The organism is Dysgonomonas sp. 511, from assembly GCF_010501105.1.
Classification (GTDB): Bacteria; Bacteroidota; Bacteroidia; order Bacteroidales; family Dysgonomonadaceae; genus Dysgonomonas.
The window spans coordinates 1-21704 of record NZ_QVMQ01000039.1; the positions used below are offsets into that span (position 1 = coordinate 1).

The 21704-nt window shown below is 40.7% G+C and carries 12 protein-coding genes and 2 pseudogenes; 6 read left to right on the forward strand and 8 right to left on the reverse strand.

Features of this window, described 5'->3' with window-relative positions; translation table 11 throughout:
* Positions 1-200: 200 nt before the first annotated feature.
* The 7 genes from D0T57_RS13810 to D0T57_RS13840 all read right to left on the reverse strand — a co-directional run bounded on the left by D0T57_RS13810 (position 201) and on the right by D0T57_RS13840 (position 8260).
* On the reverse strand, positions 201-872 hold the full coding sequence (locus D0T57_RS13810; RefSeq protein ID WP_163274075.1) for a hypothetical protein: 672 nt from the start codon (positions 870-872) through the stop codon (positions 201-203).
* 100 nt (positions 873-972) lie between these two features.
* Positions 973-1296, reverse strand: a complete 324-nt coding sequence (locus tag D0T57_RS13815) for an RNA-binding protein (RefSeq protein WP_163274076.1) — start codon at positions 1294-1296, stop codon at positions 973-975.
* A 69-nt stretch (positions 1297-1365) separates the two neighbouring features.
* The gene (locus D0T57_RS13820) at positions 1366-1650 is read right to left on the reverse strand and encodes a hypothetical protein (protein WP_163274077.1); all 285 of its coding nucleotides are present in this window, start codon (positions 1648-1650) and stop codon (positions 1366-1368) included.
* Between the two features lie 50 nt (positions 1651-1700).
* Complete coding sequence (locus tag D0T57_RS13825; RefSeq protein WP_163274078.1) at positions 1701-5420, reverse strand: hypothetical protein; 3720 nt, start codon at positions 5418-5420, stop codon at positions 1701-1703.
* A 264-nt stretch (positions 5421-5684) separates the two neighbouring features.
* Complete coding sequence (locus tag D0T57_RS13830) at positions 5685-6971, reverse strand: ammonium transporter (RefSeq protein ID WP_255490603.1); 1287 nt, start codon at positions 6969-6971, stop codon at positions 5685-5687.
* A gap of 190 nt (positions 6972-7161) precedes the next feature.
* Positions 7162-7518, reverse strand: coding sequence for a P-II family nitrogen regulator (locus tag D0T57_RS13835; RefSeq protein ID WP_163274080.1), 357 nt, complete (start codon positions 7516-7518; stop codon positions 7162-7164).
* A 7-nt stretch (positions 7519-7525) separates the two neighbouring features.
* Positions 7526-8260: a hypothetical protein gene (locus tag D0T57_RS13840; RefSeq protein ID WP_163274081.1), complete on the reverse strand. Its 735-nt coding sequence runs from the start codon at positions 8258-8260 to the stop codon at positions 7526-7528.
* Positions 8261-8574: 314 nt separating this feature from the next.
* Here D0T57_RS13840 and asnB point away from each other — a divergent pair, with 314 nt between their 5' ends.
* The 5 genes and pseudogenes from asnB (at position 8575) to D0T57_RS13865 (ending at position 20688) form a co-directional block, all read left to right on the forward strand.
* Positions 8575-10242 (forward strand): asparagine synthase B, encoded by a 1668-nt coding sequence (asnB, locus tag D0T57_RS13845; RefSeq protein ID WP_163274082.1) that lies wholly within the window; start codon positions 8575-8577, stop codon positions 10240-10242.
* A gap of 28 nt (positions 10243-10270) precedes the next feature.
* Positions 10271-12448, forward strand: a complete 2178-nt coding sequence (locus D0T57_RS13850) for a glutamine synthetase III (protein WP_163274083.1) — start codon at positions 10271-10273, stop codon at positions 12446-12448.
* A gap of 191 nt (positions 12449-12639) precedes the next feature.
* Positions 12640-14483: pseudogene (gene glmS / locus D0T57_RS13855) on the forward strand (glutamine--fructose-6-phosphate transaminase (isomerizing)).
* Positions 14484-14675: 192 nt separating this feature from the next.
* Positions 14676-19193 (forward strand): glutamate synthase large subunit, encoded by a 4518-nt coding sequence (gene gltB / locus D0T57_RS13860; protein ID WP_163274084.1) that lies wholly within the window; start codon positions 14676-14678, stop codon positions 19191-19193.
* Between the two features lie 76 nt (positions 19194-19269).
* Complete coding sequence (locus D0T57_RS13865) at positions 19270-20688, forward strand: glutamate synthase subunit beta (protein WP_163274085.1); 1419 nt, start codon at positions 19270-19272, stop codon at positions 20686-20688.
* A 127-nt stretch (positions 20689-20815) separates the two neighbouring features.
* Here the strand turns inward: D0T57_RS13865 and D0T57_RS13870 are convergent, their stop codons facing one another.
* Positions 20816-21433 (reverse strand): hypothetical protein, encoded by a 618-nt coding sequence (locus D0T57_RS13870; protein ID WP_163274086.1) that lies wholly within the window; start codon positions 21431-21433, stop codon positions 20816-20818.
* A 138-nt stretch (positions 21434-21571) separates the two neighbouring features.
* Here D0T57_RS13870 and D0T57_RS15920 point away from each other — a divergent pair.
* Positions 21572-21704: pseudogene (locus D0T57_RS15920) on the forward strand (recombinase family protein); the annotation flags it as partial.

Below are 21704 nucleotides of genomic sequence, written 5' to 3' on the forward strand. Positions count from 1 at the left end.
TTATTTCAAATATGGACTTGATTATATTTTTCAGTGGTTAGATAAACTGGATTTTAAAGAAAATATGAACCCTATGATATTTTTGTCATGTACTTAGAACATCTGTTACTTTTTAACTATATATTGTAAAAACAGGTTAATTTAATCAGCATTTCACGAAGGATACATCATAGAGATTCTGTCCTGCTGAAACAATATATTTACCCATTCTTTTCGGTTACATCCAGTAAGAGTTCTCCGGTGGAAGAATTCATATAGGCATTGTTTATAATCATTTTGTCCTTTTCAAATTCCTGTTGCAACTTAGCAGCCTGCCCTGTATTCTCAAAATTGCCATGCAGGAAGTCAATAAGCCCGACTCCTGTTGTCGGGTACTGGTATAAATTTCCGGAAAAAGCTTTGAGCAGGAATGTTTCATTCTGGGTAAGGGCAGCTTTTATGATAAAGTCGGTTTCATCACCACTATAAAGGAGCAATTCCACACTATCAAAAATCAGATTGAAGATACCTTTTTCATTTATATTACGGTATTCAGCCAAGTGTATAGTTCTTTCTTTGCCATCAAATTTCAGAGAAACCGGGAACCAGTGTTTATTATCAGTTTTATTGATAATGTATTCCGGGGCACCATCACCATTGTCAATTCGAAACCGGATTTTCAACTCTTTATAGCATGGAATATAAGGTGTTTGCACATAGGCGTTTGATTGATTGGGAGATGCTATTACGACTTCTCCATAACAATACTTTTCATTATCCAATCCTTCCACTTCCTCCAGAAATACAAACTCATAGAGCGTTTTATTGGTGAGTTGATCTGTTAAGTTCACATCCCCATAAATGGCATCAGCATGAATATCTTGTCTTGGCATAAGCTTTTTTGTTAGTAAAGAAAATCCCCGGGCACAGAAGAGTGCCGGGGATAAATTCACTCTCTCTAAAGAGTAAAAAGAATAACCATGAAATCTTTATCTATTGCTTCACCACCTCATTATAGATACGTTCAACAGTACTCCACATATCATCTGGAAGTTGTTCATCCGTGATTCGCTCACAGGCTTGTTTCAGGTATTCAAGTTCCTGTACGGAAAACTCCAATGTAAGAAGAGTGTCTTTTTCCACATTCCATTCGATACGCTTGGTTTCTGCGTTTTCTTTGAGTTCCAATTCTTCGCGCTCATGTTCGGATATTTCAATTTTGCGAAGAATCTCTTTTTTAATATTGAACTGTGAAAAGGTTCCTTCTTTGGGTAGTAATGCCGGAATATACAAACGATCTTTAATTGTTAGCTCCATACTTATCTTGGTTTATTTTTGCTAAAGAATAGGGCTCATTAATTATGATAGTTTGAAGGGCAATACTTTTTATTTTGATTTAGCATCTTTTTCTATCTCTGCTAATATTGTTTCATAATCTGCAAATAATTTAGAACCTGATATTTTGCCTGTAAAAGATGCTGTTGTATTATCATTCTCAAATAATATTTGTCCGATATATATTTCTTCCGGAGATACTTCTGTTTTTAAGGCATATATAGCAGCTATTATTTTCGTAATCTTATTATCCGAAATACTATATTCGATATTATAGGTTGCATTTGCTGTCGTGCTTAACGCATTCTTTGTTGTTGTTACATTTAAAATATCCATTAGGCTATGATTTTAATTAAAAGGTTATATGTATAGAATAGGATAAAAGTTTACCATTTGTTTCTTCCGATTACAGCAAAGGTGAAGTTTGTATCTACCTGTTTACCATTATCTGCATTTACAACACGTAGTTTGAAACTGGACGAGGTGATAAATTCTATTCGAATAAAACAATTACCATGGTAGTTTGTCACGGAATCCCAATATGGATTTGCAACGACTATGTATTCTGTATGTCCTAAATTATGATAACACATAAAGCCTCCTGTTTCAATCTTACTAAAAGATGTAACAGTCATTCCATTTCCCCATCGGTTATACAGAGTACTGCTATTCTTAACTAGAGCGCTGAATAATACCCCTGGTGCATTCCACCTTTCTCCTGAACGTTGTCCGAACTGATGTGGGCCGTATGACTCTATTGCATATGTAGACCCGGCATTGGCAATGATAGATATACCTCTTGCTCCTGAGGCATAAGTCTGGATGCTTATTGCTGTCCTGGCAGAGTCTGCTCTCATAGCCAATAATGTATAAGTACTTTCATTTATAGAAACATAAGATGCCCCACTCAGGGAATTGAAAATAAGGGCTGAATCGGCGGCCTTATTTGTAAGCTTATTTCCGCTGATGGTAAATCCTCCGATTATTCCTGAAGTAGCATTGATTGTACCGGTAATGGTTACAGCCCCGGTAGCTGTCCAACTTATATTACTGTTTGCGACATAGCCGGAACCGTCATTTGCCAGTTTCCATTTTGTTCCGTTGGATATAGTACCATCAGAACCGAGAATAACGCTGTTCTTGGATATCTGGTTGGAAGCGATTGCCCAGCCTCCGATAGTACCGCCAACAGCTGTAATACCACTTCTGTTTAAAGTAACCTTTACTACGTTTGAAGCATCCCTGACAGAAATACTCCCATTGTATGTACTGCCTCCGACTACTAAAGCAGAATCCACCATTACTTGATTTGCCTTTATCGTTCCGGTATAGATGCCATTTGCATCTATTGTTGTTGAATATTTTTCTGTAGAGGTATTATCAAATACGGTTGCGTAAGCCACCCTCCATTCGACAGGAGCCGCAGTAGTACCAACAGCCCCGGTTATTGCAAAGTAATTCGTAGATGAAAAGTTTGCAGTTCCACAAGATATCTTACAAATATATTCACACCAATCTCCGGTTCCGGCAACCGGTGTGAGCCATTTTTGCACTCCTCCGGTTCCGATGCTATTGGAATGATAACTGATATTTCTTCCGGTCGGTATCTTAGCTATAATTCTTGTAATAAAAACTTTCCGGTAGGAAGTTGCTGTACTCCATTGAAATCCCCCACAGTTAGGGCTTGATGTTCCTGTATTTTTAATGACCAGTACTTGTTTGCTATCATTAGGAGCATTAGAGTCTGATGTTCTGGTTATTGTTACAGTTCCGTTGTTTGAATTGTTATATACATTTATTCCATTATTCCCATTATAAAAAATTGGGTCTCTATACAACATTTTACCAAAAGCCATTGCTAGAGCCAGTTCTTTTGCGGCCTCCGATTTCGTTGTGGCATCAGTTGCAGCGGCATTTATCGCTTCTGCCTTTTTTGTATCTGCATAACTTTTGGCAGAAGAAAGAGCTGTATTCGCTGCATTTGTCCAGTTTAATGATACACCGGAACCAAAAGTAACTTTGCCTGCTGCATCCCATGCTATATTGCCTCCTGCTATAGCTCCTGTTCCGTTTGAATCAAGCTTCCACTTAAATCCTCTGATTCCATTTGAACCGATTGTAATAGCTCCCGAGGCAGCCGTATAAGCTCCGGTAGTATTGTTTTTTGTTCCCCTGAAAATGGAATCTGCATCGATACTCCAGCCACCGATCTTCCCCCTGACCACATTCAAAGTCAATGCCTCAATATTGGCAGCTGTAATAAGGGAAGATTTTAGTGCCGCCACATTTATCCGGGCAACGTCGATAGTCCCGGCTATAATCTGGGATGCATTAATTTTAACGGCATTGACGGTATTAGCTGATAAGGTTCCTGTGAAAATCCCGTTGGCATCGATATATGTCAGTTTTGTATCCCATTTTTCATCGGCGGCTCTCTTCGTAATAGCATCGGCTGTTTCCTGTGCTCTCAATGACTTACGGGTAGTCCTGTCATATTCGCTTACGTAGTGAATGATTCCATTAGCTGTTTCTTTATACTTACCTTCTGTCGATGAATTAAAGACTTCAAACCACGTTTTCCCATCAACGGAACATTCTGTTTTCGTATCGTTGTATGTCCTACCATCCGCATAATAATGCCATACCTGAATATAGAAAATATCATGTACTGCCCCCAAGTCAACAATAGCATGTTGCAACCCGCTACCTCCACTGGCATATGTCGCTGAACTGGTGTCTCCATTTGTCATTCGCTTATTAGTGGTCGCTCCAGAAACATTTTTGTTAAGGGCTATATTTTTTCCGGCTTTATCATAAGCCATAACCTGTACCCAGTGGTTTCCGGTATTAGCTGTACTGCCATTCAGCCAGTCCCTGATATATCTTACTTTCCGGCCTGCCAGGTCGTTAGCCTGTTGGGCTATGATTTTAACTTCATTGGTTTTAGTTGTGGTATCTGTTGCAGCAGCGCTTATCGCCTCTGCTTTTTTAGTGTCTGCATAAGATTTGGCGGAAGCCAAAGCGTTATTAGCTGCTGTTGTCCAATTTAGGCTAACATCCGAACCGAATTCTATTTTTCCGGTAGCAGCGTTGTATTTTATAAACTGGTTGGCTTTTCCCAATTGGGCATTACCACCGCTATCGACGAAAAATGTTTTATATCCGTCTTTAAAACCATAAATACCGTTTATCGTTTCAGTTGTAATCTGCCCAGAAGCATTCAGGGTGCTTAATGGAAATTTACCGATAGCCATTCCGGTAAGCGTTCCGTTGGAATTTTTTACACCCGCAAAAATCTTGGGAGTGATAACCGAATTGGTTCCAACAACTGTTTTATTTGTATTCCAGTCTTTTACCCAGTCCAGCATATTGGCGTCCACACCCGCCGCTCCTGTTGCACCATCAGCACCAGTCCTTGCTTTGGCATAGGTAAAAGACAAACTGAATGCTTTGCCGTCGACTGTAACGGGAATATCGATAATTCCATTTTCTGCTAAGGTTGTGCCTGCCGCAAACACAATGGTTATTGTAGCTCCTGATTTAGACAAGGTACATCCCGGGATAGCAGGCAGTGTCCCTATAGCGGGAGAAACTGATGAAGAACCTTTCAGGGCTGAAACGACAGTCGTAATGGTTACAGCCGTGTGTATCTTCCCTGTTTTATCTGTTGATATTACATAGCTATTTCGTGACAGGGAAACGGTATAAGCGTCCTGCCCGTTATTTCCGTTTTGTCCGGATTTTGCCTTCGACCATGAAAATGTAATATAATATGTTTCACCATTAATAATAACGGGTATGGAAATATTGCCATTATCAGCCAGGGTAGATGTGTTGGCTGCAACAGAATATGTTATTGTTTTATTGGTATTGTTTATGGTTATAGCAGAGAACCCGGCGGGCTTAGCTATTGTGCCGATTGTAAAGTTGGTAATACTTTTATCCCCAACAGTAACTTTTAGGTTAGAGGTAAATGATACGGTATTGGTTATTAATCCGCTATTGTTTGCTGAAAATATATATTCTCCCAGCGATTGGTTAATATTATAAGCATCGTTCTGCGTATAGACAGTTGCTTGTCCCCGCGCGATCAGTTGTTTGGCCATTTCCTTTAGTTTATTGCTAAAGAATAGGCATAATAAAAGGCAGCATGTTTAGACTGTTGTAGAATATGATTAGATTCAGTAGTATTTTCTTTGGCTCTTTGAAGTAAAGAGTGAACCGATAAAAAAATCCTCCAAACTCCCCTTCTTATCTGAGGGGAGATTTGAAAGATTTTAAGACTTCAACTTGGTAGTTGATTTTTACGAACTTGAATATTTTAATTACATATTTGCCTTCCTGTAATTATAGTATATCCAATTTTCATTTCATTCATCTTCATTATACGCCATTTCACCATGCTGAGTTATATCCAATCCGATTGATTCCTCCTCTTTGGTCGCTCGCAAACCCACTAGCTTGTCCACAATTTTGAACAATACAAATGTGAGTATAGCACTATAAACAATGGCAGCACCATTACAGATCACCTGTATGCCCAGTTGATGAAAATCCCCGTATAAAGCACCTTGTACACCGCCCTCTCCCGAGATTACCTGCGTAGCAAATACTCCGGTTAATATAGCGCCCACAAACCCACCTACACCATGCACACCAAAAGCATCCAATGTGTCATCATATTTCAACTTAGGCTTCACCCAAGCCACCATCATAAAACAGACCATCGCTGATATCAATCCGATAAAGAAGGCTCCCATAACATCCACTGTGCCGGCAGCAGGGGTGATAGCAACTAGCCCGGCAACACTACCTGTACAGATACCCACAACAGTCGGTTTTTTATTTATAATCCATTCCAGAGCCATCCATGTCAAGGCTGCAACCGCTGTGGCAAGGTGAGTAACCGTTAAAGCGTTTGCTGCTAAACCATTAGCCGCCAATCCGCTTCCGGCATTGAACCCGAACCATCCCAGCCATAGCAGGGCTGTTCCCAATACTACAAATGGGATATTGTGTGGAGGTATCGGATGTCCTACTGTACGATAACCTTTGCGGCGGCCTAACATAATAGCCATAACCAAAGCTGAAACTCCGGCATTGATATGCACAACTGTTCCTCCGGCAAAGTCGATGGCTCCCATCTCCTGCATCCAACCGCCACCCCATACCCAATGGGCCATCGGGTTGTAAACGATTATAGCCCATAGTGCGCTGAACAGAAGGAATCCCGAAAATTTAATCCTCTCAGCAAAAGCACCAATGATAAGAGCCGGAGTTATAATCGCAAATTTGCATTGGAACATGGCAAATAATATCTCGGGAATATTTACCCCCTCCAATAACGTGTTAATGCCCATGCCTTTGAAAAACACCTTGTCGAAGCCGCCCATCATGAAACCAAGCGAATTTTCACCATTCATATAGTCAGTGCCAAATACCCAACTATACCCGAAGGCAATCCATAAAACACTGATAAGTGCAGTAAGGACAAGGCATTGCATCATAATACTCAGTACGTTCTTCCGCCGTACCAGGCCTCCGTAAAAAAATGCCAGTCCCGGAATAGTCATCAGCATAACCAGTATGGTTGCAACCAATATCCAAGCCGTATTGCCCACATTTAACGCTGCCGGTTCCGCTTGCTCCGCATTCATATCAGTAAGGGCGGCAGGTGAAGTTACAGAAGAATACAACATGGCAGAATCTGCTTCATGTGTGCCGGAATCCTGAGCCTGCAGGACCGGCAAAAAACAGAATAAACCTAAGAAACCAATTAATATATACTTGAATAGAAAAGCCTTCATATCTTTATTTACCTTAAATTCGTTAAACCCAAACCTCCTTTTATTTCTCTTCCCTTTTGTTGTACAGCGACTCTTCGCCCCTGTCCCCAGTCCGTATCCTGACAGATTGCTCAATATCCGAAACAAATATCCTGCCGTCACCACTTTCGCCGGTATAGGCAGATTTAAGGATAACATCAATAGACTTTTCCAGATTCTGGTTTCGCACTACAAACGATAAATATATCCGATCTATGGCATTTATGTCATAAGCAATTCCCCTGAATATCAGTCCCTGCTTAGCATCACCCTGCCCCTTTACATCCCACCAGGACAAGAACTCTATGTCGGCATCATACAGAGCCTTTCGTACATCCTGGAATTTTGATTTCCGTACAATCGCTTCAATTTTTTTCATACGCTGATTATTTAATTCTGAATCCAAATACAAAATGAATATCCTCTACCGCAGGATTGGCTATAATATTCGCAAAAACCGGCAAGCTGAAACGCTCGTTGATCTTTATATCCCGGGTTGCTCCCAATTGTATGTTCGTAAACTTAAAACCATCCATATCTGCACCATATACCGCACTTTCCCATGGTATAAAGCCGGCCGATATACTAAATTCCACATCTTTTACCACAAAAGGATATGATGCTTCAATATAGGTTGAAAATGAGTTGTCCCCATTTGTCTTTTTGTTCCCTCTTCCCAACAGGAAAGTATTCCACGATACAGCAAGCGGAAAAGCTTCGGGCAATGTATAAGAAATAGCCGCCTCCAGCATATGTCCGGCATTGCCTTCTGCCGGATAACTGAAATACCTGTTGGTATATTCACCATCCCACCAGTAATCCGTCAGGCTGATATTAAAACCGGAAGCAGCATAGCCCAATGTAAAGTCTACCTCTTTCTTATCATCTCCGGCCACATCTGTAGAAGCCCATGCCGACAACGACATACCCTTATACTCTACACCCAAGGATGGCTGGATGCTTGCTCCGGCTTGTTTAAAGCCTCTCCATACATAACTGCTGGTAACATCAGCCTCCAGATCAAAGCTGATACCTGTTTGCGCATTGATTTCTGTCACAAATAATGATGCGGATAAAAGCATTATCCACCGGACTTTCTTTATTAAGAATAAAACATTCATAAGCAAAATATTTAAAGATGTTAAATATTAATTTATTAAGACAAATAGTTTAATAAAACTCAACGGTAGCTACAATATGATGTTTTACGATGCAAATGTATGTTATTTTGATTTATAAAAAGAATAAATAAAAACATTTTTTCAGGAAAATTTGTAATTTACTATCAATTAGCTTGATAGGATAGCTGAAAAATAACCTTTTGTATTATATTTTGCAATTAGTAATACATAAAGATATTAAAACATTTGTTTGTTTAATAAAATGATATACATTTGTACTCGATAATGATATTGTGATTATAATATATTGCTTTATGTGTGGATTTGTTGGAGTTTTTGATTTAGTACAAGACATACAGTCTCTGCGCCCCCAGGTATTGAAGATGGCGAAAAAGATACGCCACAGGGGGCCTGATTGGTCCGGAGTATATTGTTGCGACAAAAGTATATTGGCTCACGAACGCTTATCTATTGTAGGGATAGAGTCAGGCAAACAACCCTTATGCAGTTTGGATGAAAACCTGGTACTGGCTGTAAACGGTGAGATATACAACCATAAAGAAATACGGGACCGGTATTCCTCCGCCTATGACTTTCAAACGCAATCCGATTGCGAGGTTATCCTGGCTTTGTATCAGGATAAAGGATCCAGCCTGTTTGAAGACCTGAATGGTATCTATGCCTTTGCATTATACGATAAAACCAAAGATGTGTACCTGATAGGGCGTGACCATATGGGCATCATACCCTTGTATATGGGATACGATAATTCCGGACAGTTTTATGTCGCCAGCGAACTGAAAGCCCTTGAGGGGATATGCCCCGATATAAAAGAATTCCCTCCCGGACATTTCCTGTATAGTGAAGACGAGGAAGCAAAACAATGGTATAAGCGCGACTGGATGTTTTACGAAAATGTGGAACATAGCATATCCGATCCGGAAAAAATACGCATGGATCTGGAAAATGCGGTATCCCGGCAAATGATGTCGGACGTTCCTTACGGCGTATTGCTTTCCGGTGGACTAGACTCGTCCATTATATCTGCTATTGCAAAACGTTATGCCTCCTTCCGGATCGAAGAAGAACATAAAACAGAAGCATGGTGGCCTCAGTTACATTCATTTGCCATAGGGCTAAAAGGAGCTCCCGACCTGGCGGCAGCCAGGCATGTGGCAGATTATATAGGGACAATCCATCACGAAATACATTTCACAGTAGAAGAAGCGCTGGATGCTCTCCCTGATGTTATATACCACATCGAAACATACGATGTCACTACCGTAAGGGCATCAACACCGATGTATCTTCTGGCCAGGCATATAAAGTCGATGGGAGTGAAAATGGTATTGTCGGGTGAGGGTTCTGATGAATTATTCGGTGGATATCTTTATTTTCACAAAGCTCCCAGTGTAGAAGCTTTTCATGAAGAAACTGTGCGTAAACTGGATAAACTGCACCTCTATGACTGCCTGCGAGCAAATAAGGCATTGGCTGCATGGGGTGTGGAAGGGCGTGTTCCTTTTCTTGACAAAGAATTTATGGATACAGCCATGCAGTTGAATCCTAACGATAAAATGTGCGGGAGCAATGGGAAAATAGAAAAATATATCCTGCGGAAAGCTTTTGAAGCATATTTGCCTGAAACTGTAACCTGGCGACAGAAAGAACAATTCTCGGACGGAGTGGGCTACAACTGGATAGATACCTTGCGGGAAGTGGCCGCATCAAAGGTGTCGGACAAACAAATGAGGAATGCAGCAGAGCGTTTTCCGGTAAACCCGCCCATGTCGAAAGAGGAATATTTGTACCGGACGATTTTCGAGAGCCACTTCCCTTCGGCTTCGGCGGCACGCACAGTTCCGTCTGTCCCTTCGGTTGCATGCAGTTCGGCTGTTGCTCTGGAATGGGATGCCTCGTTCAGAAATAAAGTAGACCCATCAGGACGCGCAGTGCAAACAGTACATGAAAAAGCATATTAATAACGAACTATCATATAATAAAAATCCTATGTCAAAATTACGATTCAAAGCAGTACAAACGGCTTCGGAAAGGCAACCGGTGAAAGTTGAAAAGCCAACTTCTAAAACCTCAGACTATTATGGAGAGAAAGTATTCAACCGGAAAGCGATGGCTAAATATCTGTCGCGGGAAACTTACAGTGCAATTGCAAATGCCATAGATAATGGCGCCATTGTTGACCGTTTCCTTGCCGAGCATGTGGCGGCGGGAATGCGTATGTGGGCTCTGGAAAATGGAGCGACACATTACACACATTGGTTTCATCCACTGACAGATGGTACAGCCGAAAAGCATGATGCATTTGTGGAGCATGACGGGCAAGGTGGACTAATAGAAGAATTTGAAGGAAAACTTTTGGCTCAGCAAGAACCGGATGCATCAAGTTTCCCCTCAGGAGGACTCCGCAATACATTTGAGGCTCGTGGATACTCGGCATGGGACCCTTCTTCTCCTGCTTTTATAGTGGGTGATACGCTATGTATACCTACAATATTTATCTCATATACAGGCGAATCACTGGATTATAAAACGCCACTTCTCAAAGCCCTGCATGAGGTAAACAAAGCGGCAACAGATGTTGTACATTACTTTAATGAAGATGTGACAAAAATACAATCAAACCTCGGATGGGAACAGGAATACTTCCTTGTTGACGAGGATTTATTTATGGCTCGTCCCGATCTGGCTCTGACAGGAAGAACATTGATGGGGCACGAAAGCGCTAAAAACCAACAATTAGAGGATCATTATTTCGGAGCTATTCCGGTACGTGTACAAAAATTTATGGAAGAGCTTGAGTATGAATCATATTCTTTAGGTATTCCTGTAAAAACCCGTCACAATGAAGTTGCTCCAAACCAGTTTGAACTGGCTCCGATTTATGAAGAATGTAACCTGGCAGTAGACCATAACCTGTTGGTAATGTCAATAATGGATAAAGTTGCCCGTAAACATTCGTTTCGTATATTGTTCCACGAAAAGCCGTTCAAAGGTATTAACGGATCGGGCAAGCACAACAACTGGTCGTTGTCTACAGATACAGGCATAAATTTATTGTCTCCGGGCAAAAACCAAGTAGACAACTTGCGTTTTATCACCTTTGTTGTTAATATCCTGGCTGCCGTACACAAAAATAATGGATTGTTGAAAGCATCTATTTCTTCTGCAACAAACGCTCACCGTTTAGGTGCGAACGAAGCGCCTCCGGCAATTATATCGGTATTTCTTGGTACTCAGGTAAGTGATATTCTGGATAAATTTGAAAAAAGTTCGGTAAAAGATGCTATTGTAGTAGATAGCAAAAAACAAATAAGCCTTGGGGTTGGTCAAATCCCTGAGATCCTTTTGGATAACACAGACCGTAACCGTACTTCTCCATTTGCTTTTACGGGAAACCGTTTCGAATTTCGTGCAGTAGGCTCCTCTGCTAACTGTGCTTCTGCTATGACTGCGTTGAATGCCTCTGTGGCTGAGCAATTAAGGACATTCAAGCAAGAAGTGGAAGAGTTGATTGAATCAGGGAAATCGAAAGAAGAGGCTCTTTACAAAATCATTAAAAAGTATATCAAAGAATCCCGTCCGATCCGTTTTAATGGGAACGGGTACTGTGATGCATGGAAAGCCGAAGCAAAACAACGCGGTTTAGATTGTGAAACTAGTGTGCCCGTTATTTACGATGCCTATACATCGAAGCAAAGTATAAAAACGTTCGGGAACATATTGTCGGAAGTAGAACTTCATGCACGCAATGAGGTAAAATGGGAAACCTATACGAAAAAGATCCAAATTGAGTCTCGTGTATTAGGCGACTTGGCGTTAAACCATATTATTCCGGTAGCAATTAGTTACCAGTCGATATTGCTGACAAATGTATCTAAGCTGAAAGATGTAACAGAGGATTATAAGACACTGGGGGCAGAGCAGCTTCGCCTGATTGAAAAAATCTCAACGCATGTGAATGCTATCAACGCAAAAGTACATGAAATGGTCGATGCCCGTAAAATAGCAAACACGATAGAAGGCGAACGTCAGAAAGCCATTTCGTATCATGATAATGTGGCGCCATATCTGGATGAAATACGTTATCATATTGATAAATTGGAACTTATTGTTGATAATGAAATGTGGCCATTGGCTAAGTATCGTGAGTTATTATTTATAAGATAAACACAGGCATACTAGCCGTTGTATTTGAGCTGGTTGCAACAGTGCCAAGACACAAACCTTAATAAATCTTTGACTAGACCGATAAGACCGTAAAGCTTATTTAGGATTGGTCAAAGATTTAAGATTTACATTCAATGATAAAACAATCAAGATGCGATTGTGTATACACTTATCTTTAAATTATATATAAAATGTGTGGAATTGTCGGATATATTGGTTTTAGGGAAGCATATCCAATTTTGATCAAAGGGTTACACCGGTTAGAATATCGCGGATATGATAGTGCAGGAATCGCACTCATTAATGAACAAAACGAACTTACTGTTTACAAAGCAAAGGGGCGGGTCGCAGATTTGGAAGAATCAGCAAAAGATAAAAGTACAACAGGTACAATCGGAATAGCCCATACCCGCTGGGCAACACATGGCGAACCAAGTAATGCAAATGCTCACCCTCATTACTCTCAGTCCGAAACACTTGCATTAATACACAATGGTATTATCGAAAATTATGCTGTTTTAAAAGCAGAACTCGAACAAAAAGGCTACACATTCCAGAGCAGTACAGATACAGAAGTATTGGTACAATTTATCGAATACATAAAGTCTTTAAATAAATGTGACCTCTTTTCGGCTATACAGATAGCACTAAAACAGGTAGTAGGTGCGTATGCTATCGCAATCATCGAGAAAGGAAATCCCAACCAGATTATTGCTGCCCGAAAAAGCAGCCCTTTGGTTATTGGAATAGGTGAAGGAGAATTCTTTCTTGGCTCGGATGCCTCTCCTATCATAGAATATACCAACAAGGTAATCTATCTGAATGATGAAGAGATAGCTTTGATAAAAAGAGGTGAAGACGTCAAAATTTTCACTATATCGAATGTGGAAATAACTCATGAGATAAAGGAGTTGGAGATGAATCTCAGCGAACTTGAGCGTGGAGGATTTCCTCATTATATGCTAAAGGAAATATACGAGCAGCCCGACACGCTTCGTAATTGTATGAGTGGAAGGGTAAATGTGGAGGGTACTAATATTACTTTATCGGGAATCATCGACCATAAAGACAAATTTATTCATGCCAACCGTATCATTATCATAGCGTGTGGTACATCGTGGCATGCAGGGCTTATCGGAGAATATCTCTTCGAAGAATTTTGCCGTATACCGGTCGAAGTTGAGTATGCATCCGAATTCCGCTACCGAAATCCCGTTATTCATAAAGATGACATCGTAATAGCTATTTCCCAATCGGGAGAAACGGCTGATTCTCTTGCAGCAATAGAACTGGCTCGCAAAGCCGGACATTTGTATACGGGGTGTGTAATGTTATCGGCTCGTCCATCCCACGCAATACCGATTCGGGATCTTATACGCATTGCGGACACGAGATAGGAGTAGCTTCTACCAAAGCATTTACAGCACAAGTAACAGTATTGATTATGATGGCTCTGGCAATAGCCAAAGAGAAAGGAACAGTAGACAACAACCGTTATTTATCTATTACACAAGAGCTACAAAACATACCCGAAAAAATCAAAAAAATACTTGAGCATGACAGTGAAATAAAAGATTTATCCCGAATATTTACATACGCTCAGAATTTCATCTATCTAGGCAGGGGATACAGCTATCCTATTGCCCTAGAAGGCGCTTTGAAACTAAAAGAAATCTCATATATACATGCCGAAGGCTATCCGGCAGCAGAGATGAAACATGGTCCGATTGCCCTCATCGACAACGAAATGCCGATTGTCGCTATTGCTACAAATAATACCATATACGAGAAAGTAATAAGCAATATACAAGAAATCAAAGCCCGTAACGGGCGTGTAATTGCAATCATCAACGAAGGTGATGAAGGTATCAAAGAACTAGCGGATTACTGTATCGAAATACCTCGGACAGAAGAATGCTTAGACCCGCTACTATCCTGTATACCATTACAATTACTAGCTTATCACATTGCCGTGAATAAAAACCGGGATGTAGATATGCCAAGAAATCTGGCTAAATCTGTCACAGTAGAATAAGAAGTCAAGGGGCTCTTTTGTGTGTATGTGTTTTTGCTATAAAAACAACTTTAAATATGTTCTTTTTACAATAAAATCTTCTTCTTGTATCAAAATGTATATTTTTATTGTAAAAAATATGTATATTTGTTGCCCGATACAGAAATAAAAAGAAATAAGTCAATTTATTTATAAATCATCAACTAAATAAATATGCAAGATTTGATATCAGCGGCAAAATATGGCTTGTATGATCCGGCCTATGAACGCGATGCCTGCGGTGTAGGTATGGTTCTACATATGAAAGGCTCTAAATCTCATGCTATTGTAGAGAATGGGCTTCGGGTATTGGAAAATATGATGCACCGGGGTGCGGAAAATGCCGATAATAAAACTGGGGATGGCGCAGGTATCATGTTGCAAATTCCACATGAATTTATATTACTGCAAGGTATAGCTGTACCCGAAAAAGGGCATTATGGTACAGGACTCGTATTTTTACCGAAAGGTGAATCCGAAGCGGAGTCGTGTATGATAATGCTTACAGAATATATCGGTAAGGAAGGGCTTAGGCTACTGGCTGTTCGTGATGTCCCTGTTAATAGTGACATATTAGGCGAAATGGCATTAGCGAATGAACCCACTATAAAACAAATATTTGTTGTAGGCGACGAAGAGATGACTCAGGATGAACTTGAACATCGCTTGTATCTCCTTCGCAAAAAAGTGGAACGTGAGATAGTACAATCAACAGTCTTTTCTCTTGCTACTAAAAAAGCTTTCTATATTGTTAGTCTTTCTTCGAAGCGTATAGTATACAAAGGAATGCTTTCTTCGGAACAACTCCGTCATTATTTCCCTGATTTATTGAATCCTCATTTGACAAGTGCTATAGCTATGGTACACTCACGTTTCAGTACCAATACATTTCCCACTTGGGATTTGGCGCACCCGTTTAGAATGGTGGCTCACAATGGTGAAATAAATACTATAAAAGGTAACCGCCTTTGGATGGAAGCTCGTGAAAGCGTTCTTAAATCAGATTTATTAGGTAATATAAACGAATTATGGCCTATTATACAGCCATCAATGAGTGATAGTGCATCATTCGATAATGTACTTGAGTTTTTGGTGATGTCGGGTAAATCTTTACCACATGCGTTGGCAATGATGATTCCAGAATCATGGAACGATAAAAACCCGATTTCAAATGACTTAAAAGCATTTTACGAATATCACAGTATCCTTATGGAACCTTGGGATGGTCCTGCGACAGTCTTGTTTACAGATGGTCGTTATGCAGGTGGATTATTAGATAGAAATGGATTGCGTCCTGCTCGTTACCTGATGACTAACAATGATATAATGGTTGTGGCATCCGAAATGGGAGTGCTACCATTTGAACCATCCGAAATAAAAGAAAAAGGACGATTAAGGCCGGGTAAAATGTTGATGATTGATACCGAAACAGGTACAATTCAGTATGACCCTGAATTGAAAGAAAATCTGGCGAAAGCTTATCCATACCGTAATTGGTTGGACAAAAACCGTATCTCGCTGGATGATATATCGTCAGGTCGTAACATTAAATATAGTGTAGACAATTATACTCAATTGTTGAAAACATTCGGCTATTATAAAGAAGATATTGAAAAGATACTCACTCCGATGGCTGACGAAGGCAAAGAGCCTACGGCGTCGATGGGTAACGATGCTCCTGTGGCAGTTCTCTCCGAAAAGCCGCAACGCTTGTTCAATTACTTCCGCCAATTGTTTGCGCAAGTAACGAATCCGCCTATTGACCCTATTCGTGAAGAATTGGTAATGTCTTTGGCAGGATATATAGGTTCTATACATAAGAATATTTTAGAGCCGATGCCGGAACACTGTAAGATGGTCGGATTGTCAAATCCATTCCTTTCTAACAGGGAGTTGGACTTATTGGTGCATCTTGAATATAAAGGTTTTAAGGCAGAAGTTATTCCGATGTTGTTTGACCCGACTAAGGGTGCGGATGGATTGGAAAAAGCACTGGAGGAACTTTGTCAAAAAGCAGAAAAAGCGGTTGATAACGGAAGCAATTATATTGTGATTTCGGATAGAGGCGTGGATAAAGAACACGCTCCGATTCCATCTTTGTTAGCTGTTTCGGCAGTACATCATTATTTGGTAGACCGCCGCAAACGTATGCAGATAGATATTATCGTCGAATCTGCCGAACCTCGTGAGGTGATGCACTTTGCCCTGTTGTTTGGATATGGTGCAAATGCAGTGAACCCATATTTGGCACTTGCCGTTATCGAGGATATTGTGAAGAGTGGAAATATACATCTCGATTTCCATACGGCTATGGTGCATTATGTGAAATCCATAAATAAAGGCTTATTAAAGACTTTATCTAAAATGGGTATTTCTACATTGAAAAGCTACCATGGCGCACAACAATTTGAGGCTATCGGTATCAGTTCGAAATTGATAGACAAATATTTCAAAGGAACGACCTCAAAAATAGAAGGTATCGACTTAGGCGATATTGCAAGTGATACACTCGAAGCATTTTACGAAGCATTCGAAGGGGAATTTGATGACCCACGTTTGATAAATCAAGGTATTTACGCATGGCGTCGTAACGGCGAAAAACACGCTTGGAATCCCGATACAATTTCTAAACTTCAAATGGCAACTCGTTTAGGTAGTTACAAGAAATTTAGAGAATATACAGAAAGCATAGACAAGAAGCCTGAAAAGATTTTTTTGCGTGATTTTTTGGATTTCGATTTAGCGAAGAAACCTATTGATATATCGGAAGTAGAACCCGTTGCCGAAATTACAAAACGCTTTGTAACAGGAGCTATGTCTTTCGGTTCTATCAGCCGTGAAGCTCACGAAGCTATGGCAATCGCCATGAATGCCATCGGGGGGAAGAGCAATACAGGAGAAGGCGGTGAATTGGCAGAGCGTTTCGCGACAGATGCCCGTTCCAAAATCAAGCAGGTTGCATCCGGACGTTTCGGTGTGACTACCGAATATCTGGTGAATGCGGATGAAATACAAATCAAGATAGCTCAAGGTGCTAAGCCAGGAGAGGGTGGGCAATTACCCGGTTTCAAAGTGGATAAGGTAATTGCACAAACACGTCATTCCATACCCGGAATATCTTTGATTTCACCACCGCCGCACCATGATATTTATTCGATAGAAGATTTGGCACAACTTATATATGACCTCAAAAGCGTTAATCCTACTGCTCAAATTAGTGTGAAACTTGTAGCAGAAAGCGGAGTAGGTACGATTGCGGCAGGAGTAGCCAAAGCGAAAGCTGACCGTATTATCATAAGCGGTTGCGAAGGCGGTACAGGTGCGAGTCCTGCCAGCTCGATAAAACATGCAGGTCTTCCGCTCGAAATCGGATTATCCGAAGTGCAACAAACATTGGTGCTTAACAATCTTCGAGGTCAAGTGTATTTACAGACAGATGGACAATTAAAAACAGGCCACGACATTATTGTGGCTACTATGCTCGGTGCGGAAGAATATGGATTCGCAACAAGTGCCTTGATTGTCTTGGGATGTATTATGATGCGTAAATGCCACTTAAATACTTGTCCTGTCGGGGTAGCTACTCAAAATGAGGAATTGCGTAAAAAATTCATCGGACGAAGTGAGTATTTGGTTAATTACTTTACATTCTTGGCTGAAGAGGTACGTGAATATCTGGCGGCTTTAGGAGTTAAATCGCTTGATGAAATTGTAGGGCGTACAGACTTATTGAAGTATGTGAAGAGTGATGCGAATGAGAAATTGAAAAAGCTCGATTTGTCACGTTTATTATATATGCCTGTTGAAGCAAAAGAACATGCAATTCACAGGATAAAAGACCAAGAACATAAATTGGATGATGTGATTGACAAAGAGTTGATTAAAACATGCAAGCTGGCTATTGAAAAGTCTATGCCTGTGGAACTGACTCGCACAATCAAAAATACAGACCGTACGGTTGGAGCAATGCTTTCGGGCGAAATAGCGAAACGTTACGGTGATGCGGGACTTCCTTCCGACACGATACAATGTACTTTTCAAGGTGCAGCAGGGCAAAGCTTCGGCGGTTTCCTTGCTCATGGTGTGACTTTCCGCCTCGAAGGCGATGCAAACGACTATGTCGGTAAAGGACTTTCGGGAGGAAAGATAATTATCGTACCTCCTGCCGTTTCGAAGTTTGCTCCTGAACAGAATATCATTGCCGGAAATACGCTCCTATATGGTGCGACAGGTGGAGAGGTTTATATCAATGGACGTGTAGGAGAACGATTCTGCGTGCGGAATAGTGGTGCGATAGCAGTCGTAGAGGGTGCAGGCGACCACTGTTGTGAGTATATGACAGGCGGACGAACTGTTGTACTTGGAAAAACAGGACGAAATTTTGCCGCCGGTATGAGTGGAGGATTGGCGTATGTGTATAACATTGATGGAAATTTTGACTACTTCTGTAATATGCAAATGGTGGAATTGACATTGATAGAAGATACTTATGACAATCGTGAGCTTCGTGATTTGATTACACGACATTATAATTATACGAATAGTCCTCTCGCAAAGCGTATTCTTGATAATTGGGCAGCTGAAGTTGAGAAATTTATTAAGATTACTCCGATTGAATATAAGCGTGTATTGCAGGAGGAAAAAATGGAAGCTATTAAAAAGAAGATAGCAGAAGTGGAGTTTGATTATTAATTTGCCAATTAGCAGATTTGTAAATTCGAAAATGGATTTGCTAATTTGCTAATTCCCAAATTTTCATATTAATATTATGGGAAATCCAAAAGCATTTTTGACAGTAAAAAGGAAAGAAGCCGGATATCGTCCGGTTCAAGACCGAATGACAGATTTCAGTGAAGTAGAGCAGACTCTCAACACTGAAGACAGGCGTGAGCAGGCTTCACGTTGTATGGATTGTGGAGTTCCGTTTTGTCACTGGGCGTGTCCATTAGGAAATAAGATGCCGGAATGGCAAGAATATATTTATAAAGGTAATTGGAAGTTGGCTGCTGAGGTATTGCAACAAACAAATGATTTTCCTGAATTTACAGGACGTATTTGTCCTGCTCCATGCGAAAAATCGTGCGTATTGTCATTGCATCGTTCCCCTGTGACCATTCGTGAAAACGAAGCGGCAGCATTGGAACAGGCCTATAACTTAGGTTATATGTTACCGAAGATTCCAAAGAAAAGAACAGGAAAAAAGGTTGCTGTGATAGGATCGGGACCTGCCGGATTAGCTGTCGCTAATCAATTGAACCAAAAAGGGCACAATGTGACTGTGTACGAAAAGAGCTCCAAGATAGGAGGTTTGCTTCGATTTGGCATTCCTGATTTCAAGTTGAATAAGAATGTTATTGACCGCCGTTTGTCATTGATGGAAGCCGAAGGCGTAAAATTCGTGACAGGCGTTGAGATAGGGAAGGATTCCAAAGCAAAAGCATTATTGAAAGATTATGATGCGGTTTGTTTGGCTATTGGTTCACAAATTCCTCGAAACTTACCTGTTGAAGGTCGTGAACTGAAAGGCGTTTATTATGCAATGGAATACCTTACTATGCAAAATAAACTGGTTGGAAAAGAAGAGATTAACACAGAAGGTATCATTGACGCTAAAGGTAAAAATGTATTGGTAATCGGTGGTGGCGATACAGGTTCGGACTGTATCGGTACAGCCAACAGGCAAGGTGCGGCGAACATTCTTCAAATAGAGATTTTGCCTAAACCACCCAAATTGGAAGATATTGAAAACCCTTGGCCCGAATCATTCCCTGTTGTTTTGAAAACTTCATCTTCTCATATGGAGGGTTGCGAACGCCGTTGGTTATTAAACACTAAACGTTTTATTGGTGAAAATGGTATATTGACAGGCGTAGAGCTTGTTGAGGTAGAATGGAGCAAAGATGAAAATGGAAATCACATAATGATTGAAAAAGGTGAGCCTGAAATATTAAAAATAGATTTGGCTTTTCTAGCATTAGGATTTGTTCATCCAACACAAGAGGGGTTACTGGCAGAACTAGGGTTACATGTTGACGGACGCAAAAATGTAGCAACAGATGCAAAACGTGCGACCAACGTTCCGAAAGTATTTGGTGCTGGCGACTGTGTTAGTGGGCAGTCTCTTGTCGTTAAATGTATAGCTTCAGGGCGTGAAACGGCAAAGCATATACATAGTTTCTTAACTTAAACAAACTATGCGGTAGCTATTTACCACTTGCCGAATAAGGATTATATAACCAATCTTTTGCAGGGATAATAAAAGCAGAATAACAATCACGCTATTCTGCTTTTGAAAAACTTTAGAGAACTATCCGTTATTTCTTAGTCCACCCGGCTGTCCAATCGTTGTCGGCCGGAACAGCACCTTTATAAGTAGCTTTTGTAAAGAATGAGTCTGAAGAAAGATCTTTAGCTCCGTCGACACTACCCAGATATGTATCTGTAAAGTTGATTGTTTGTCCTTCGGCATTTCCTGTCGCAGACTTCAAATCAAGTGAAGAGCCGGTTTTAAACACAGTGCTTACATGCGTATATTCTACAAATGACTTTCCGTCGGTAAAACTTTGTTCCGTCCCTGTGGTTTCTGTGGATAAGGCACTTTCTTTCCCTGTAATCAAGGCATTGTACATTTTCACATGGGTGCCCTCACGAAGCCTTACTCCTCTTTTGCTCTCAGTACTGTTATTACCTATCAGGGTAAGGTTTGCAATAGTCGGGCTTGATATAGGAGTGTTCATATTGTTATCTTTCAGGTTATCTGCTTCTATCAGGCAATCGCCGTCGGCGCCCTGTACTGCTACCCAAAACTGTCCTTTCCCTATCCAGCCTTCTGTCCAGTCGAACGAATCATCCTCACTGCCTGTCGATACCAGATACTTACTATTTACAGTCCCTCCAAACCACTCGAAACCGTCATCAGCACCCTTATACACCTGTATGTATTCGATAGTTGTACCGTAATCCTTCGGTCTGCCTCATCTTTTACAAGATTTATATAGTTTTTACCTTTGCGGAGAGAGTTAACGATAAATTAAGGAGCCATCAGTTTATGCAAATTTGACATCAATTGTATGAAAACCTATATATCATATCTTCGTCAAAGTGCTATAAAACAACAAATCAGCGGACTTGGCATTGAAGCTCAGCGAGAGATTATAAATACATATGTGAAGGATAACCCAAAAATTCTCAAAGAGTATTTAG

What these genes read in the sequence shown, in the direction of transcription:
- D0T57_RS13810 (WP_163274075.1), bottom strand. Translation starts at nt 872, where the DNA reads ATGCCAAGACAAGATATTCATGCTGATGCCATTTATGGGGATGTGAAC.
- D0T57_RS13815 (WP_163274076.1), bottom strand. Translation starts at nt 1,296, where the DNA reads ATGGAGCTAACAATTAAAGATCGTTTGTATATTCCGGCATTACTACCC.
- D0T57_RS13820 (WP_163274077.1), bottom strand. Translation starts at nt 1,650, where the DNA reads ATGGATATTTTAAATGTAACAACAACAAAGAATGCGTTAAGCACGACA.
- D0T57_RS13825 (WP_163274078.1), bottom strand. Translation starts at nt 5,420, where the DNA reads ATGGCCAAACAACTGATCGCGCGGGGACAAGCAACTGTCTATACGCAG.
- D0T57_RS13830 (WP_255490603.1), bottom strand. Translation starts at nt 6,971, where the DNA reads ATGAATGCGGAGCAAGCGGAACCGGCAGCGTTAAATGTGGGCAATACG.
- D0T57_RS13835 (WP_163274080.1), bottom strand. Translation starts at nt 7,518, where the DNA reads ATGAAAAAAATTGAAGCGATTGTACGGAAATCAAAATTCCAGGATGTA.
- D0T57_RS13840 (WP_163274081.1), bottom strand. Translation starts at nt 8,260, where the DNA reads ATGAATGTTTTATTCTTAATAAAGAAAGTCCGGTGGATAATGCTTTTA.
- asnB (WP_163274082.1), top strand. Translation starts at nt 8,575, where the DNA reads ATGTGTGGATTTGTTGGAGTTTTTGATTTAGTACAAGACATACAGTCT.
- D0T57_RS13850 (WP_163274083.1), top strand. Translation starts at nt 10,271, where the DNA reads ATGTCAAAATTACGATTCAAAGCAGTACAAACGGCTTCGGAAAGGCAA.
- gltB (WP_163274084.1), top strand. Translation starts at nt 14,676, where the DNA reads ATGCAAGATTTGATATCAGCGGCAAAATATGGCTTGTATGATCCGGCC.
- D0T57_RS13865 (WP_163274085.1), top strand. Translation starts at nt 19,270, where the DNA reads ATGGGAAATCCAAAAGCATTTTTGACAGTAAAAAGGAAAGAAGCCGGA.